This is a genomic window from Variovorax endophyticus (assembly GCF_025376855.1).
In the GTDB taxonomy this organism is placed as follows: Bacteria; Pseudomonadota; Gammaproteobacteria; order Burkholderiales; family Burkholderiaceae_C; genus Variovorax.
In genome coordinates this window covers 68,570-83,825 of sequence record NZ_JAHUTH010000003.1, presented here as the reverse complement: position 1 = coordinate 83,825, position 15,256 = coordinate 68,570, and the positions used below count along the sequence as shown (strand labels likewise).

Here is a 15,256-nt window from a genome sequence, read left to right as displayed (position 1 = left end):
CTGAACTCGAAGTTCAGACGGCGTTCAGGCCTGCTGCAATGCAACAACGTCCGCGGAGCGGCGGGCGCGACGGACCATGGTGTCGATGGCGAGGCCCACGGTCCAGCAGACCCAGCCGCTCCAGAGGGTATGGCTCATGTAGTGGGCGCCGCGCAACTGCTGCGTCACGCCGAGCAGCAGGCCGCCGATCAGCGCGACGGCCAGCCATGTCGAGGCGATTCGAGGGGAGACGCGCCGCAGCACGAAGTAGCCCCCCAGGTAGGCGAAGGCGGTGGAGGCGTGGCCGGCGGGGAAGCAGCCGCCCGGGCCGCCGTCGCGCACGCCCCAGGACCAGTGCGAGACGTAGTGCGCCATGCCGCCGAACTCCTGCAGGTCCCAGGGGCAGCTCGTATGGCTCGCATGCTTGAACAGGCTGACAGCGAGCACCGAGGCCAGCACCGTCAGCGCGAGCTGCGCCCGGCTGGCGCGGTCGAGGCGCCGCAGGAAACCCACGGGCCAGCGGATCGCGAGGAACAGCCCGATCACCAGCGCCCAGCTCAGGTTCTTGGCGCCGGTGTGCATCACCTGGACCAGGAACGGGTTCTCGCGCAGCGGAAAACCCATCGGCGTGCCCATCCAGCGCGCCAGCGGCAGGTCGGCGCCGCTGGCGTCCCAGAGCAGCAGCAGTGCGAACGAGATCAGGGTCCAGGCGCCGAGGCGGAGGTTCGGAAAGCGGCGAGTCATCGAGGAAAAAGCGGCCATCGGCAAAAATGGGTGCCAGCCTAGGCCGCGCGAATGAACCAGGGCTGAAGCCACATGAACCGAAGCTGAAGCCATCTGAGCGCCAGCTGACCGCGTCCCGGACGCTAGACTGCGGCTTTCCCACCGAATCCGAGGAGTGCCACCGCGTGCGCATACTGCTGGTCGAAGACGATGTGGCGCTGGCGGACGCGGTCTGCGGCTACCTGCTGGCCAAGGCCTTCGTGGTCGACGTGGCGCCGAGCCTGGCCGATGCGCGCGGCGCGCTGCTCTCGGTGCAGTACGCGGCCGTGCTGCTCGATCTGCACCTGGGCGACGGCGACGGCCTGTCGCTGCTGCCGCAGGTGCGCGCGCTGCGCGAGCCGCCGATCGTCATCGTGCTGACCGCGCGCGACCAGGTCACCGACCGCATCCGCGGGCTCGATGCCGGCGCCGACGACTACCTGATCAAGCCCTACGACCCGGCCGAGCTGCTGGCGCGGCTGCGCGCGGTGGAACGCCGGCGCAGCGCCAGCAACTCGCCCGTGCTGCAGCTGGGCACGCTCGAGATCGACATCGCGCACGACCGCGTGCGCCGCGACGGCCAGCCCGTGACGCTGACGCAGAAGGAGTGGGCACTGCTGCGCGTGATGGCCACGCGGCCCGAGCGCATCCACACGCGCGAGAACCTCGCCGATGCGCTCTACGGTTTCGGCGACGAAGCCGACAGCAACACGCTCGAGGTCTTCATCAGCCGGCTGCGGCGCAAGCTCGGCCGCAGCCACATCCAGACCCTGCGCGGGCTCGGCTACCGGCTCTCGGCCGACGAGGAGGAATAGCCGATGACCGAAGCGGCGCGGCCTCGCGCGCGCAGCGAGCGCGACACCCTGGCCGGCCGGCTCACCCGCACGCTGATCCTGTGGGTCGGCGGCGTCTGGCTGCTGTGCGTGTTCGCGGTGGTCTGGTATGTGGACCGCGAGATCAACCACAACTTCGACAACGAACTGGTCGAGGTCTCGCACCGCATGTTCGCGATGGCGGTGCAGGAGCTCGAGAAGCTGCAGCACCCCGGCGAGGAGGCGCCGCGCGCGCCGCTGATCGCACCCAAGCAGCTGTTCTCGGAGGATGCGGTGATCTACCAGATCGTCGACCTGCACGAGCACGTGCTGCTGCGCTCGGCCGAGGCCCCCGAGGACACCTTCGACGTGCCGCTCGCGGCCGGTTTCGCGAACAACCCGAACTGGCGCATCTACACGGTGCGCCATCCCACGCTGGGCCTGTTCTTCCAGGTGGCCGATCCGCTCGACGAGCGCCGCCGCGCGCTCAACCGCACGCTGTTCGGGCTGATCATCCCTTTCGGCGCGGTGCTGCCGCTCTTGGCGCTGGTGCTGCGCAACGTGGCGCGCACCGAGCTGCGCGTGCTGCAGCAGCTCACCGGCGAGATCGAGAAGCGCAGCGGCGCCGACCTGCGCCCGATCGCCCTGCCGAACCTGCCGCGCGAGCTGCGCACCGTCGGCGACCACGTCAACCTGCTGCTGCAGCGCCTGTCGCATTCGCTCGACGTCGAGCGCGCGCTGGCGGCCAATGCCGCGCACGAGCTGCGCACGCCGCTGGCGGCCGCGCGGCTGCGGCTGCAGACCGCGCTCGAACACGACCTGCAGCGCAACGACGTGCAGGCCGCTCTCGACGCGCTGCGCACCCTGAGCCACCGCGCCGAGAAGCTGCTGCAGCTCTCGCGCGCCGAGTCGGGCGCCTCGTTCGCGCGCGAGCGGGTCGACCTGGTGCAACTGGCCGGCACGGTGGCCCAGGAGTTCTGGCAGGACCCTCAGCATGCCGAGCGCCTCGCGCTCAAGGTGCCCGACAGCGTGGCGCCGGTGGCCCTGGGCGACGTCGACGCGCTCGCGATCGCGCTGCGCAACCTGGCGGAGAACGCGCTGCGCTACGGCGGCGACGGCCGCGTCGTGATCGAGGTGATGGCGCCCTGCGTGCTCGCGGTGCGCGATGCCGGCCCGGGCGTCAACGCCGAGCAGCTCGCGACCTTGCGCGAACGCCATGTGCGCCACAGCTCCGACCGCGCCGGCTACGGCCTGGGCATCTCGATCGTGAGCACCATCGTCGAGAAGCACGGCGCGAAGCTCGAGCTGGCTTCGCCACCGGCGGGCGCGGCCCACGGCTTCGAGGCGCGGATCGTGCTGCGGCCGGCCTGAGGGCCGGCGCCGGCCCTCAGTCGCTCACCAGCGCGCGCAGCCAGTCGGGCAGCGCCAGCGCCTTCTGCTTCGGGAAGTCGACCCAGATCGTGGTCGCCCCGCCGGCCGCGCAGATCACCTCGGGCTGGTCGGCGCGCGCCATCGTGGCCCAGCTCTCGAAGGTGGTGCGGCCCGGGTCGCTCACGTACATCCTGAGCAGCACGTTGCCCGGGTACTCGATCTGGCGGTAGAAGTTGCAGAAGGCATTCACGATCACCATGCCCTCGCCGCCGGGCTCGGGTTCGAAGCCGATCGAATGCATCCAGTCGATGCGCGCGGTCTCGAGGTAGCGGAAGTAGCTGGCATTGTTGAGATGGCCCATCGCGTCCATGTCGCCCCAGCGGATCGGGATCGACATTTCGTAGACCAGCTTCTTCTTCTCGGGGATTTCGATTCTCATCGGTGGGCCTTGATCGAGGCGAGGATGCCGAGGACGAACAGCAGCGCCGCCACCAGCTCGGTGGCCTGCGGCCAGCGGCCGTCCCAGACGAAGGAATAGACCAGCGCGAACAGCGTCTCGCTCACGATGAGCTGGCCGCAGAGGCTGGCCGACAGCCGCTGGCTCGCGAGGTTCCAGAGGATGGTGGCGAGCCACGAGGAGCCGAAGCCGCCCGCGAGCGCCAGCACGACGAACAGCAGGCCATCGGGCTGGGCCCGCAGCGCCGCGAGCTCGCTGCCGGCCGCGAGCCAGAGGCCGATGGCGCCCAGGCCGGTGGCGATGCCGAGCCAGTTGGCCCAGTCGGCCGCGTGGATCTCGGTGTGGCGCTGCAGCCAGGCCGCGTTGAGCAGGCCGTAGACGGTCCAGCTCGCCATCGCGCCGAGCGAGAGCACGATGCCCCAGGCGAAATGCCCGCCGCCGTGCGCACCGCCCTGCCGGGCCGACCATGCGCCCCAGATCATCAGCGCGATGCCGGCGCCGGTGAGCAGCAGGCCGGGCAGCAGCGCGGCCATGCGCAGCCCCGGCGGGCGGCCCAGCAGCATCATCCAGACCGGGATGGTGCCGATGATGAGGCTCGGCACCTCGGTACCCGCGGCCACGATGCCGAAGGCCAGCAGCAGGTAGTAGCCGCTGAAGCCCAGCACGCTGAGGCCGAGCGCGGCCAGCGCCTGGCGCCCCGTGGGCCAGCGCCGCGCCGCTGGCCGCGCGAACACGGCCAGCGCCGACACGGCGCCGAAGACGGCGAAGCGCGCCGAGACGATGTCGACCATGGCGAAGTGCCCGACCATGCGCGGCACGACGAACACCAGCCCCCAGAGCGCGCCCGCGCCCAGGCCGGCCGCGATGCCGATCCAGGCGCGCGGGCTCAGAGCGCGAACCCGTCGTCGGCCGCGATCACGGCACCGTTCACGAAATGACTCTGGCCGCTGGCCAGCAGCACGATCAGGCCGTCGAGGTCCTCGGGCTTGCCCACGCGCTTGCGCGGCAGCATGCTCACGAGCTTGGCGCCGCCCTCGGTGCTCCAGTGCGATTCGTTGATCTCGGTCTCGATGTAGCCCGGGCACAGCGCGTTGACGTTGATGCCGAAGCGGCCCCATTCGAGCGCCATGGCCTTGGTCATCTGGATCAGCGCGGCCTTGCTCATGGCGTAGACGCCGATCTGCGGCAGCACCTTGAGCCCCGCCACCGAGGCGATGTTGACGATGCGCCCGCCGATGTAGGTGCCCGGCGCCGCGCCCTTGGCGCGCGCCAGCATGCGCTTGCCGACCTCCTGCGCGACGAAGAACGAGCCCTTGAGGTTGGCGTCGAAGATGAAGTCGTAGTCCTCGGGCGTCACGTCCTGCAGCCGCTGGGTGGTGCTCACGCCCGAGTTGTTGACCAGCACGTCGATGGCGCCGACCTCGGTCTCGGCGCGCGCCACCGCGGCCTTGATGCTGGCCATGTCGGTCACGTCGAGCTCGACCACGTGGGCGTCGCCGCCCTCGCCCTGGATGCGCGCGCGCAGCTCCTTGAGCTTGTCGACGCGCCGGCTCGCGAGCACCACGGCGGCACCCGCGCGCGCCAGCGTTTTCGCGAACTGCGCGCCGAGGCCGCTCGAGGCGCCGGTGACGAAGGCCACGCGGCCCGAGAGATCGATGCTGTACGCCATGGAGTGCTGTTCCTGTGGAGTCGCCAAGGCGACGTGAAAACACGGGCGACACGCCCCGCGGGGCGGCCCGTGGCGCCCGCATAAAATGCCCGGCAGCCACGAAGCGCCAGTGCCTCCCATCATATCGACGAGACCCCCATGACCCACGACGAAATCCTTGCCCAGTACGGTCCCCGCGAAGCCATGGAGTACGACGTCGTCGTCGTCGGTGGCGGGCCGGCCGGCCTTTCGACCGCGATTCGCCTGAAGCAGCTCGCCGCCCAGCACGAGAAAGAGATCTCGGTCGTGGTGCTCGAGAAGGGCTCGGAGCCCGGCGCCCACATCCTGTCGGGCGCCATCATGGACCCGCGCGCGCTCAACGAGCTGCTGCCCGACTGGAAGGAACTCGGCGCGCCACTGAACCAGCCCGTGACCGACGACGCGATGGTGTTCCTCGGCGAGAAGGCCAGCCTGCGCACGCCCAACGCCTTTCTGCCCGACTGCTTCCAGAACCACGGCAACTACATCATCAGCCTCGGTGCCTTCACCAAGTGGCTGGCGCAGCAGGCCGAGAACCTCGGCGTCGAGATCTTCCCGGGCTTCCCGGCCGCCGAGGTGCTCTACGACGAGAAGGGGGCCGTGCGCGGCGTCGCCACCGGCAACATGGGCGTGGGCAAGGACGGCGAGCCGACCGAGAACTTCCAGCTCGGCATGGAGCTGCTGGGCAAGTACACGGTGTTCGCCGAGGGCGCGCGCGGCCACCTGGGCCGCCAGCTGATCTCCAGGTTCAAGCTCGACGAGGGCAAGGACCCGCAGACCTACGGCCTGGGCGTCAAGGAAGTGTGGGAGATCGATCCCAAGCGCCACGAACCCGGCTTCGTGCTGCACACGGCCGGCTGGCCGATGAAGAGCGACACCTACGGCGGCGCCTTCCTCTATCACATGGAGGACAACAAGGTCACGATGGGCTTCATCACGGGCCTGGACTACAGCAACCCGTACCTGAGCCCGTTCGAGGAAATGCAGCGCTGGAAGCTGCACCCCAACATCCGCTGGTACCTCGAGGGCGACGAGGCCAAGGGCATCAAGCCGGCCAAGCGCATCGGCTATGGCGCGCGCGCGATCACGGCCGGCGGCCTGCAATCGCTGCCCAAGACGGTGTTCCCGGGCGGCGCGCTGGTCGGCTGCGAGGCCGGCTACCTCAACGTGAGCCGCATCAAGGGCAGCCACGCCGCGATCAAGACCGGCATGCTGTGCGCCGAGGCTGCCTTCGACGCAGTGCAGGCCGGCCGCCAGCACGACGAGCTCACGGCCTACCCGGCGGCCTTCGAGAAGAGCTGGCTGCATGCCGAACTCAAGAAGGCGCGCAACTTCAAGGCCTGGTTCAAGAAGGGCCTGCTGGTCGCGACGCTGATGAACGGCATCGAGCAATGGCTGCTCAAGGGCAATATCCCCTGGACCCTGCGCCGCACCAAGCCCGACCACCAGTACCTGAAGCCGGCCTCGGAATGCCAGCCGATCGCCTACCCCAAGCCCGACGGCAAGCTCACCTTCGACCGGCTCTCGAGCGTGTTCATCAGCAACACCAACCACGAGGAACAGCAGCCGGCCCACCTGACGCTGAAGGACGCGTCGGTGCCGGTCAACGTCAACCTCGCGAAGTTCGCGGGCCCCGAAAGCCGCTACTGCCCGGCGGGCGTGTACGAGTTCGTGCCCGACGAAGGCAGCGCGGGCAAGCAGCGGCTGCAGATCAACGCGCAGAACTGCGTGCACTGCAAGACCTGCGACATCAAGGATCCGACGCAGAACATCGTGTGGGTCACGCCTGAAGGGGGCGGCGGGCCCAACTACGTGGGGATGTAAGGTCTGTTCTTCTGGGGCCCTCTTCGGAGGGCCTTCTTGTTTTCGTTCGGGGCGCGTGCACAGGACAGCGGGTACTTCCCTCCGCGAATGTCCCCCGGCCTTCGGCCTCCTTCTTGATTTCGCTGCGGGGGTCAGGCGAGGTAGGTGGCTACCTCGTCGGCCGTGAGGAAGCGCACTACCGTCACCTGTGGCTTCTGCTCCGAATGGAAGGCCTGGTTGAAACCGTTCCAGCCGCGCGCGGGCTTGTCCTCGGTCTCCAGCGCGACGAGCACCAGCCTTCCCTGCCGGCGCGCGTTCTCGCGCAAAGTCCCCTCGCCCCAGGCCCAGGCCATGCGGTCGACGAGTTCACCACCGGCATAGGCCTTGGCCTGCAGCCAGAGGTACTGCGCCGAATCGCTGTCGCGCGGCTCGTCGTCGGCACCGAGACGATCGGCCAGCGGCTGCCGGATGCCCAGGGTCTTCGCATGCACGCTGAACAGGTCCTGCAGCAGCGAGAAGGCGTGGAAGTTGTTGTTGATGCCGTGGGCACGCACGATCATCCCCGCATTCGAGGCCGGCAGCAGCACGACCAGCTCGTCCTCGTAGGCCATCTGGGCGGTGCGGTGCAGGAAGTGCAGTTCCTCGAAGGGCAAGGTGCCGTTGACCGACAACGCCTCGATGCGCGCGCACAGTGCCTCGTCGGCCAGCAGCTCGCGATGGTTGCGGACATCGCGCATCAGCATCGCCATCAGCGGCAGCACCAGCAGGTCGACCGCCTGCCGGCTCGCTTCGACCTGCAGGCGCTCGGCCGGCGGCAGCGCTTCGAGCGCAGCTTCGGCGGCGCGCCAGGCGAGGACGTCGGCCGGCTCCTCCTCGGACGCTTCTTCTTCGTCGTCCTCCATCGGCTCCGCGGCGCAATAGGGTGCGAGCGATTCGAGCAGTCGGGCCAGGCGTCGCAGCGCCGCCGGAAACAGCAACCGCGGATCGGCGCCGTTCTCCACCAGCCCGCCGCAAAGAATCGCGAACAGCGCGGCACGCAGCGGATGCAGGTCGGGCAGCAGCGCGGTCGCGGCCCCCAGCACCTCGTCGCCCGTGCCCTCCTTCACCGTCGCGCGGTAGAAGTCGGACACCGCATCGCGATCGAAGAAGGTCGCCTGGGCATCGAGGTCGTCCTCGTGCTGCACGTGCAGGCGCAGGGTCGCAAGAAAATCTGGTGGCAACGCTTTCATGCGCGAGAGGGTAGCGCAGGCTCCTGTGCCTATCCAATGCGTTCGTGCTTGGTCACGCCTTTCTTGTTACCGGGGGCGCTGCGGTGGTGCCGGCGGCCCAACAACCATTGCGTCCAGGCGCGTGTCGATGGGGTACTCCCCACAGCGAAATAAAGGAGGAGGCCGCAGGCCGGGGGACATTCGCGGAGGGGAGTACCCCGTCGGCGCGCGCCCGCCCCAGACCTCAAGGCCTCAACCCTGAACAGCGCCCCACCCACCCCCACCAGGCGTCTCGATCACGAACACATCCCCCGCCCCCATCTGCACCTGCCCGATGTGATCCAGAGGCTCGACCGTTCCATCGGCCCGCTCCACACGATTGATCCCCACCGCGCCCGCTTCGCCACCCGAACCACCGAACGCACCATGGTGCCGCCCATTGCTGAGGATCGACGCCGTCATCGGTGCCAGGAACCGAACCCGCCGCACACCGCCGTCACCACCACGCCAGCGCCCCGCACCACCCGACCCCGAACGCAGGCTGTAGCTGTCGAGACGCACCGGGTAACGGAACTCCAGCACCTCCGGATCGGTGAGCCGCGAGTTCGTCATGTGGGTCTGGACCACGCTCGTGCCGTCGAAGCCCTCGCCCGCGCCCGAACCGCCCGAGATGGTCTCGTAGTACTGGTGCGCGCCATCGCCGAAGGTGAAGTTGTTCATCGTGCACTGGCTCGCTGCCATCACGCCCAGCGCACCATAGAGCGCATTGGTCACGCAGCTCGAGGTTTCGACATTGCCGGCCACCACCGCCGCGGGCGGCAACGGGTTCAGCATGCAGCCGCTGGGCACGATGACCTCGATCGGTTTCAGGCAGCCCGCGTTGAGCGGAATGTCGTCGTCGACCAGCGTGCGGAACACATAGAGCACCGCCGCCATCGTGATCGCGCGCGGCGCATTGAAGTTGTTCGGCAACTGCGCGCTCGTGCCGCTGAAGTCCACCGTCGCCGAACGCGCGGCCGCATCGACCTTCACGCGCACCTGGATGCGCGCGCCGTTGTCCAGCGGCAGCACGAACTCGCCGTCCTTGAGCGCCGTGATCACGCGACGCACCGACTCCTCGGCGTTGTCCTGCACATGGCCCATGTAGGCCGCCACGGTCTCGCGGCCGAACTGCGCCACCATGGCCTGCAGCTCCTGCACGCCCTTCTCGTTGGCCGCGATCTGCGCGCGCAGGTCGGCCAGGTTCTGTTCGATGTTGCGCGAGGGATGCGCGCCGCCGCCGAGCAATGCGCGGAGTTCGACCTCGCGCAGCCGGCCGCCCTCCACCAGCTTGAAGTTGTCGATCAGCACGCCCTCCTCGCCGATGGTCTTCGAGAACGGCGGCATCGAGCCCGGCGTGATGCCACCCACGTCGGCATGGTGGCCGCGCGAGGCCACGTAGAACGAAGGCCGTGCATCGGCCGCGTCGAGGTAGACGGGCGTCACCACCGTGATGTCGGGCAGGTGCGTGCCGCCGTGGTAGGGGTCGTTGAGCACGAACACGTCGCCGGGCAACATGCCGGGGTTGCAGGCGATCACGGTCTTGATCGACTCGCTCATCGAGCCCAGGTGCACCGGCATGTGCGGTGCATTGGCGATCAGGTTGCCCTCGACGTCGAACAGCGCGCACGAGAAGTCCAGCCGCTCCTTGATGTTGACCGAGTAGGCCGTGTTCTGCAGCCGCAGCCCCATCTGCTCGGCGATGTTCATGAAGAGGTTGTTGAAGACCTCGAGCATCACCGGGTCGGCGCGCGTGCCGATCGCATGGCTGGTGGCGCGCTCGCGCACGCGGTGCAGCTCCACGCCGTCGGCCGTGGCGCGTGCCTGCCAGCCGGGTTCGACCACGGTGGTGGCGTTGCGCCCGGCCAGGATCGCCGGGCCGTCGACCACCGCACCGGGGCGCAGTGCGGCCTCGTCGAACAGCGCGGCATCGCGCCAGCCCGCGGCGGCTTCGTCGGCCTCGCAGTACATGCGCACGGCCGCGAGCGACTCGGGCACATGCGATTCGGCCGCGCCGGCCGCGGCGGCGGCGCGCGTGCGCTCGCCCGCGCCGACGGCCTCGACCGCCACCGCCTCGATCACCAGCGCGCGCTCGCTCATCAGGAACGCGAAGCGCCGGCGGTAGGCCTGCTCGAACTCGTCGCGCATCGCGGCGATGGCTTCGGCGGCCGGCGTGTCCATCGGCAGCGCACAGGGCAGCGCGGTGTCGGTGCCTTCGTAGCGCAGTTGCACGCGATGCAGCACCTCGATCGCGGCCTCCGCCACGCCCTGCCCGCGCAGTTCCTCCACGGCCTGCCCGGCCAGGCCGATGGCGGCCTCGCGCGCCTCGGCCAGGCCCGCGGCGTCGAGCCGGCGCTCGAGCGCACGCTCGCGCAGCGCCAGCTGGTCGGCCAGCCCCATGCCGAAGGCCGAGAGCACGCCCGCCAGCGGATGCAGGTAGACGCTGCGCATGCCCAGCGCATCGGCCACCAGGCAGGCATGCTGGCCGCCCGCGCCGCCGAAGCACTGCAGCGTGTATTGCGTGACGTCGTAGCCGCGCGCCACCGAGATCCGCTTGATCGCATTGGCCATGCTCGCCACCGCGATGCGCAGCGCGCCGCTCGCGACCTCCTCGGCACCGACCGCGCGGCCCGTGGCCTCGGTCATGCGCCGTGCCATCGCGGCGAAGCCGCGCTCGGCCGCGTCGCGGTCCAGCGGCTGGTCGGCGCCCGGGCCGAACACCCGCGGGAAGTGCGCGGGCTGGATCTTGCCGAGCAGCACGTTGGCGTCGGTGGTGGTCAGCGGGCCGCCGCGGCGGTAGCTCGCGGGACCGGGATTGGCGCCGGCCGACTCGGGCCCGACGCGCAGCCTCGCGCCGTCGAAGGAGACGATCGAGCCGCCGCCGGCCGCCACCGTGTGGATGCTCATCATCGGCGCGCGCATGCGCACGCCGGCCACCTGGGTCTCGAACGAGCGCTCGAACTCGCCCGCGTAGTGCGACACGTCGGTGGAGGTGCCGCCCATGTCGAAGCCGATCACGCGCGCATGGCCGGCATCGAGCGCGGTGCGCACCATGCCGACGATGCCGCCGGCCGGGCCCGAGAGGATCGCGTCCTTGCCCTGGAAGCGGTTCGCCTGCGTGAGCCCGCCCGAGCTCTGCATGAAGAACAGCGGCACGCCCGGCATCTGCTGCGACACCTGCTCGACATAGCGGCGCAGGATCGGGCTCAGGTAGGCGTCGACCACCGTCGTGTCGCCGCGCGGCACCAGCTTCATCAGCGGGCTGGTCTTGTGCGACACCGACACCTGCGTGAAGCCGATGGCGCGCGCGATGCCTTCGGCCGCGAGTTCGTGCGCCGTGTGGCGCCAGCCGTGCATGAAGACGATCGCACAGGCGCGCAGCCCCTCGTCGAAGGCGGACTGCAGCTGCGCGCGCAGCGGCGCCTCGTCGAGCGCCTGCACGGTGCCGCCCTGCGCGTCGATGCGCTCGTCGGCCTCGATCACGCGCCGGTACAGCAGCTCGGGCAGCACGATGCGGCGGTCGAACAGGCGCGGCCGCGCCTGGGTGGCGATGCGCAGCGCATCGCGGAAGCCCTTCGTCGTGACCAGCACCGTGGGCTCGCCCTTGCGCTCGAGCAGCGCGTTGGTGGCCACCGTGGTGCCCATCTTCACGCACTCCACGCGCTCGGGCGTCACGGCCTCGCCCGGTGCCAGCTTCAGCAGCCGGCGGATGCCCTCGACGGCCGCGTCGCGGTACTGCTCGGGGTTTTCCGACAGCAGCTTGAGCGTGTGCAGGCCGCCCTCGGGATCGCGGCCCACGAGGTCGGTGAAGGTGCCGCCGCGGTCGATCCAGAACTGCCAGCGGGACGGGAGAAGGGTTTGCGTGGTCATGGGGAACAAGGATAGGTCTTCGCGAGGAAAGGGAGCGGAATCGGTTCAGTTCTGGCGCAGGTCGCGGCCGCGGGTCTCGGGCAGGCACAGCGCCACCACCACCACGATCGCATAGGCTACCGCCGCGCAGATGCCGATGGCCGTGCCCAGCGGCAGGTGCATGCGGTCGCTCAGCACGCCGACCAGCGCCGGAAAGGTGGCGCCGATGCCGCGCCCGAAGTTGTAGCAAAAGCCTTGCCCGGAGCCGCGCAGCTCGTTGGGGAACAGCTCGGCCAGGAAGGCGCCCGCGCCGCTGAAGATGCCCGACATGAAGAAACCGAGCGGAAAGCCCAGCAGCAGCATCAGGCCGTCGGTGATCGGCAGCAGCGTGTAGGCATAGACCAGCAGGCCCGCGCCGATGGCGAACAGGATGAAGGCGCGGCGGCGGCCCAGCCGGTCCGACAGGTAGGCGCCGCAGAGGTAGCCGACGAAGGCGCCGACGATGAACATGAACTGGTAGCCGCCCGAGCTCAGCACCGTCAGGTGACGCTCGTTCTTCAGGAAAGTCGGCAGCCACACGCCGATGGCGTAGTAGCCGCCCTGCATGCCGGTGAACAGCAGGCTCGCGAGCACCGTGGTGCCGAGCACGCCGGGCTTGAAGATCGCGAGGAAGTTGCCGCTGCGCTCGCCGCGCGCCACGGCGGCGCGGGTCTGCACGTAGATCTCGGGATCGCTGATCGAGCGCCGGATGAAGACGATCAGCAGCGCCGGCAGCAGGCCCAGCAGGAACATCACGCGCCACGAGACCTCGGGCGGCAGGAACGAGAACAGCGCCATCGACACCAGCACCGCCGCGCCCCAGCCCACGGCCCAGCTGCTCTGCACCAGCCCGACCGCCTTGCCGCGGTAGGCCGGCCGGATCATCTCGGCGATCAGCACCGAGCCCACGGCCCATTCGCCGCCGAAGCCCAGGCCCTGCAGCGTGCGCGCCACCAGCAGCTGCCCGGGCGTCTGGGCCAGGCCGCAGGCGAAGGTGAAGATCGCGAACACCAGGATCGTGAGCTGCAGGATGCGCACCCGGCCGTAGCGGTCGGCCAGGATGCCCGCGGCCCAGCCGCCGAGCGCCGAGGCAACGAGGGTGGCGGTGCCGATCAGGCCGACCTCGGTCTTGCTCATGCCCCACAGCGACAGCAGGATCGGCGTGACCAGCGGCAGCGTGTAGTAGTCGAAGGCATCGACCGCGTAGCCGCTGAACGAGGCCGCGAGCGTGCGCTTCTCGTTCGGGTTCAGGGTGCGCAGCCAGTTGGCGTCGCCGGCGTCCTCCGTGCCGTCGACGGGCGTCGGCGCGGTGGCCTCGAGGGTGCTGTTTTTCATGGTGTCTTCTCCAGGGTGGGTCGGGGCGGGAACGGCGCCGCGCGGTCCCTGCCCGGGGGACCGGCGGCGATCGGAACCAGGGGCGGCGCGCTACAGCGCGGCGAGCCGGTGGTGCGGCAGGTCGGTGACCAGCATCGCGCCCGGCGCATGCGTGATCGCCAGCGGCAGCCGCGCGGCCGCGAGCGCGGCCTGGGGCGTCACGCCGCAGGCCCAGAACACCGGCAGCTCGTCGGGCATCGTCTCGACGGCATCGCCGTACTCGGGGCGGCCGATGTCGCGGATGCCGATCAACGCGGGATCGCCCAGGTGCACCGGCGCGCCGTGCACGGCCGGAAAGCGCGAGGTGATCTGCACCGCGCGGATCGCATCGGCCGCGCGCAGCGGCCGCATCGACACCACCAGCGGCCCGCTGAACGGACCGGCCGGCACCGTCTGCAGCCCGGTGCGGTACATCGCGACGTTGCGGCCCTGCGCCACGTGGCGCAGCGCGATGCCCTCGGCCAGCAGCGCATGCTCGAAGGTGAACGAGCAGCCGATGACGAAGCCGACCATGTCGTCGCGCCACAGCGCGCGCACGTCGGTGGGCTCGTCGGCCAGTTCGCCCTCGCGCCAGACGCGGTAGCGCGGCAGGTCGCTGCGCAGGTCGATGTCCTCGCCGAGCGCGGGGAGCGAAGGATCGCCGGCCTCGGTCACGCCGAGCAGCGGACAGGGCTTGGGGTTGGCCTGGCAGAAGCGCAGGAAGTCGCCCGCGTAGGCCTGCGGCAGGATCACGAGGTTGCCCTGCACATGGGCGCTCGCCAGGCCGCTGGTGTGGCCGCTCAGGCGGCCGGTGCGGGCGGCTTGCCGCACTTCGCGTGCGCTGCTCGCGCCGGTGGGCAGGGAGATCGATTCGTCGTTGGCTGGCATGGCGTTGGCGAGCGGCTGCATGTCTCTTCGTTGTGGTGGGCGGATTGTGGGAATCCGCGCGCCCGAACGCCAACGCAAAGTTTCTTGCTCAGCTCATCGATTTTTTCGATGACCCAGCGCGGTGCGAGCCGTGCACCACGGCGGAACTCACGGCGGCCTCCAGCAGCAGCGAAGACGGGTCGTCTCGGTAACTCGCATAGATCGGCAATGGCTCCAGCGTCCCTTCGCTAGGCAGCACCCGCAGCGGCAGCCGCCTTGCCAGGCCATCGACCACCGCGCGCGGCAAGGTGGCCACGCCGAAGCCCGCCTCCACCAGCTGCGCCATCGCCGAGATCGAGGAGATCGCATGCACGCGCGGCGCCGCGCCGCCGGCCTCGCGGAAGAACTCGAGCAGCGCCACGTGCGGCTGCGAGCCGCGCTGGAAGGTCAGCAGGTCGAGCGACAGCAGGTCGGCGATGCGGTAGCGCCGCCGCTGGTGCAGCTCGCGGTGGCCGACGAAGCACATGGCCATCGGCGGCACCGCGCGCGTGCGCACGCCGTCGCCCACCGCGGGCAGCGCGGCGAACACCAGGTCCTGCTTGCCGCGCTGCAGCTGGTCGACCAGCACCGGCGTGGTTTCGACCGTGAGCTCGAGCTCGAAGTCCGGGTAGGTGGACTGCATGTGCTTGAGCCAGCCGGTCAGCCAGCTGTGCACCACCGATTCGATCGCGCCCACGCGCAGCACCGTCTCGCGCACCGCGCCCGAGCCCATCTCGGCCTTGATGTGCATCTGCATCTCGAGCAGCTTCTGCGCGAAGGCATGGAAGCGCTGGCCCGCCACCGTGAGGCGGAACTGCTTGTCGCGGCGGTCGAGCAGCAAGGTGCCGAGCTCGCGCTCGAGCGCGGCGATGCGGCTGGACAGCGCGGACTGCGTGAGGTGCAGCTTCTCGGCGGCGCGCGTCACGCTCTTGAGGGCCACGGCCCAGTGGAAGGCTTCCACGAATCGGAGGTTCATCGTTCGGTTCGACGG

Annotated in this window: 12 protein-coding genes; 3 read left to right on the top strand and 9 right to left on the bottom strand. The window is 70.0% G+C overall.

The annotated features are described in order from the left end of the window. Window positions 1-24: 24 nt before the first annotated feature. The gene (locus KV106_RS05070; protein ID WP_057597067.1) at window positions 25-723 is read right to left on the bottom strand and encodes a phosphatase PAP2 family protein; all 699 of its coding nucleotides are present in this window, start codon (window positions 721-723) and stop codon (window positions 25-27) included. 164 nt (window positions 724-887) lie between these two features. Here KV106_RS05070 and KV106_RS05065 point away from each other — a divergent pair, with 164 nt between their 5' ends. Beyond that, window positions 888-1,556, top strand: coding sequence for a winged helix-turn-helix domain-containing protein (locus tag KV106_RS05065; protein WP_057597068.1), 669 nt, complete (start codon window positions 888-890; stop codon window positions 1,554-1,556). Window positions 1,557-1,559: 3 nt separating this feature from the next. Continuing rightward, window positions 1,560-2,924, top strand: a complete 1,365-nt coding sequence (locus KV106_RS05060; protein WP_057597069.1) for a sensor histidine kinase — start codon at window positions 1,560-1,562, stop codon at window positions 2,922-2,924. 16 nt (window positions 2,925-2,940) lie between these two features. Here KV106_RS05060 and KV106_RS05055 read toward each other — a convergent pair whose 3' ends face one another. From KV106_RS05055 to KV106_RS05045, 3 genes are all read right to left on the bottom strand, one after another. Then, window positions 2,941-3,363 (bottom strand): acyl-CoA thioesterase, encoded by a 423-nt coding sequence (locus KV106_RS05055; RefSeq protein ID WP_057597070.1) that lies wholly within the window; start codon window positions 3,361-3,363, stop codon window positions 2,941-2,943. Next, the gene (locus tag KV106_RS05050) at window positions 3,360-4,190 is read right to left on the bottom strand and encodes a DMT family transporter (RefSeq protein ID WP_409976483.1); all 831 of its coding nucleotides are present in this window, start codon (window positions 4,188-4,190) and stop codon (window positions 3,360-3,362) included. Before KV106_RS05050 ends, KV106_RS05055 begins: the two co-directional genes overlap by 4 nt. A gap of 77 nt (window positions 4,191-4,267) precedes the next feature. Next, entirely contained in the window at window positions 4,268-5,050 is a 783-nt protein-coding gene (locus tag KV106_RS05045) for an SDR family oxidoreductase (protein WP_261206723.1), read from the bottom strand. A gap of 138 nt (window positions 5,051-5,188) precedes the next feature. Between KV106_RS05045 and KV106_RS05040 the strand changes: the two genes are divergently transcribed. After that, window positions 5,189-6,892, top strand: a complete 1,704-nt coding sequence (locus KV106_RS05040; protein WP_261206721.1) for an electron transfer flavoprotein-ubiquinone oxidoreductase — start codon at window positions 5,189-5,191, stop codon at window positions 6,890-6,892. A 131-nt stretch (window positions 6,893-7,023) separates the two neighbouring features. On the opposite strand, the gene KV106_RS05035 is transcribed toward KV106_RS05040, so the two are convergent. The 5 genes from KV106_RS05035 to KV106_RS05015 all read right to left on the bottom strand — a co-directional run bounded on the left by KV106_RS05035 (window position 7,024) and on the right by KV106_RS05015 (window position 15,241). Continuing rightward, window positions 7,024-8,100: a hypothetical protein gene (locus tag KV106_RS05035; protein WP_261206719.1), complete on the bottom strand. Its 1,077-nt coding sequence runs from the start codon at window positions 8,098-8,100 to the stop codon at window positions 7,024-7,026. A 231-nt stretch (window positions 8,101-8,331) separates the two neighbouring features. Next, window positions 8,332-11,988: a hydantoinase B/oxoprolinase family protein gene (locus KV106_RS05030; protein WP_261206717.1), complete on the bottom strand. Its 3,657-nt coding sequence runs from the start codon at window positions 11,986-11,988 to the stop codon at window positions 8,332-8,334. A gap of 45 nt (window positions 11,989-12,033) precedes the next feature. Beyond that, window positions 12,034-13,341: an MFS transporter gene (locus tag KV106_RS05025; RefSeq protein ID WP_261206714.1), complete on the bottom strand. Its 1,308-nt coding sequence runs from the start codon at window positions 13,339-13,341 to the stop codon at window positions 12,034-12,036. Between the two features lie 90 nt (window positions 13,342-13,431). Beyond that, window positions 13,432-14,247, bottom strand: coding sequence for a putative hydro-lyase (locus KV106_RS05020; RefSeq protein ID WP_261207451.1), 816 nt, complete (start codon window positions 14,245-14,247; stop codon window positions 13,432-13,434). Between the two features lie 88 nt (window positions 14,248-14,335). Then, window positions 14,336-15,241 (bottom strand): LysR family transcriptional regulator, encoded by a 906-nt coding sequence (locus KV106_RS05015; RefSeq protein ID WP_261206712.1) that lies wholly within the window; start codon window positions 15,239-15,241, stop codon window positions 14,336-14,338. Window positions 15,242-15,256: the final 15 nt, after the last annotated feature.

Coding starts and splice junctions, on each gene's coding strand:
- KV106_RS05070 (WP_057597067.1), bottom strand. CDS start 723: ATGACTCGCCGCTTTCCGAACCTCCGCCTCGGCGCCTGGACCCTGATC.
- KV106_RS05060 (WP_057597069.1), top strand. CDS start 1,560: ATGACCGAAGCGGCGCGGCCTCGCGCGCGCAGCGAGCGCGACACCCTG.
- KV106_RS05055 (WP_057597070.1), bottom strand. CDS start 3,363: ATGAGAATCGAAATCCCCGAGAAGAAGAAGCTGGTCTACGAAATGTCG.
- KV106_RS05050 (WP_409976483.1), bottom strand. CDS start 4,190: ATGGTCGGGCACTTCGCCATGGTCGACATCGTCTCGGCGCGCTTCGCC.
- KV106_RS05045 (WP_261206723.1), bottom strand. CDS start 5,050: ATGGCGTACAGCATCGATCTCTCGGGCCGCGTGGCCTTCGTCACCGGC.
- KV106_RS05040 (WP_261206721.1), top strand. CDS start 5,189: ATGACCCACGACGAAATCCTTGCCCAGTACGGTCCCCGCGAAGCCATG.
- KV106_RS05035 (WP_261206719.1), bottom strand. CDS start 8,100: ATGAAAGCGTTGCCACCAGATTTTCTTGCGACCCTGCGCCTGCACGTG.
- KV106_RS05030 (WP_261206717.1), bottom strand. CDS start 11,988: ATGACCACGCAAACCCTTCTCCCGTCCCGCTGGCAGTTCTGGATCGAC.
- KV106_RS05025 (WP_261206714.1), bottom strand. CDS start 13,341: ATGAAAAACAGCACCCTCGAGGCCACCGCGCCGACGCCCGTCGACGGC.
- KV106_RS05020 (WP_261207451.1), bottom strand. CDS start 14,247: ATGCCAGCCAACGACGAATCGATCTCCCTGCCCACCGGCGCGAGCAGC.
- KV106_RS05015 (WP_261206712.1), bottom strand. CDS start 15,241: ATGAACCTCCGATTCGTGGAAGCCTTCCACTGGGCCGTGGCCCTCAAG.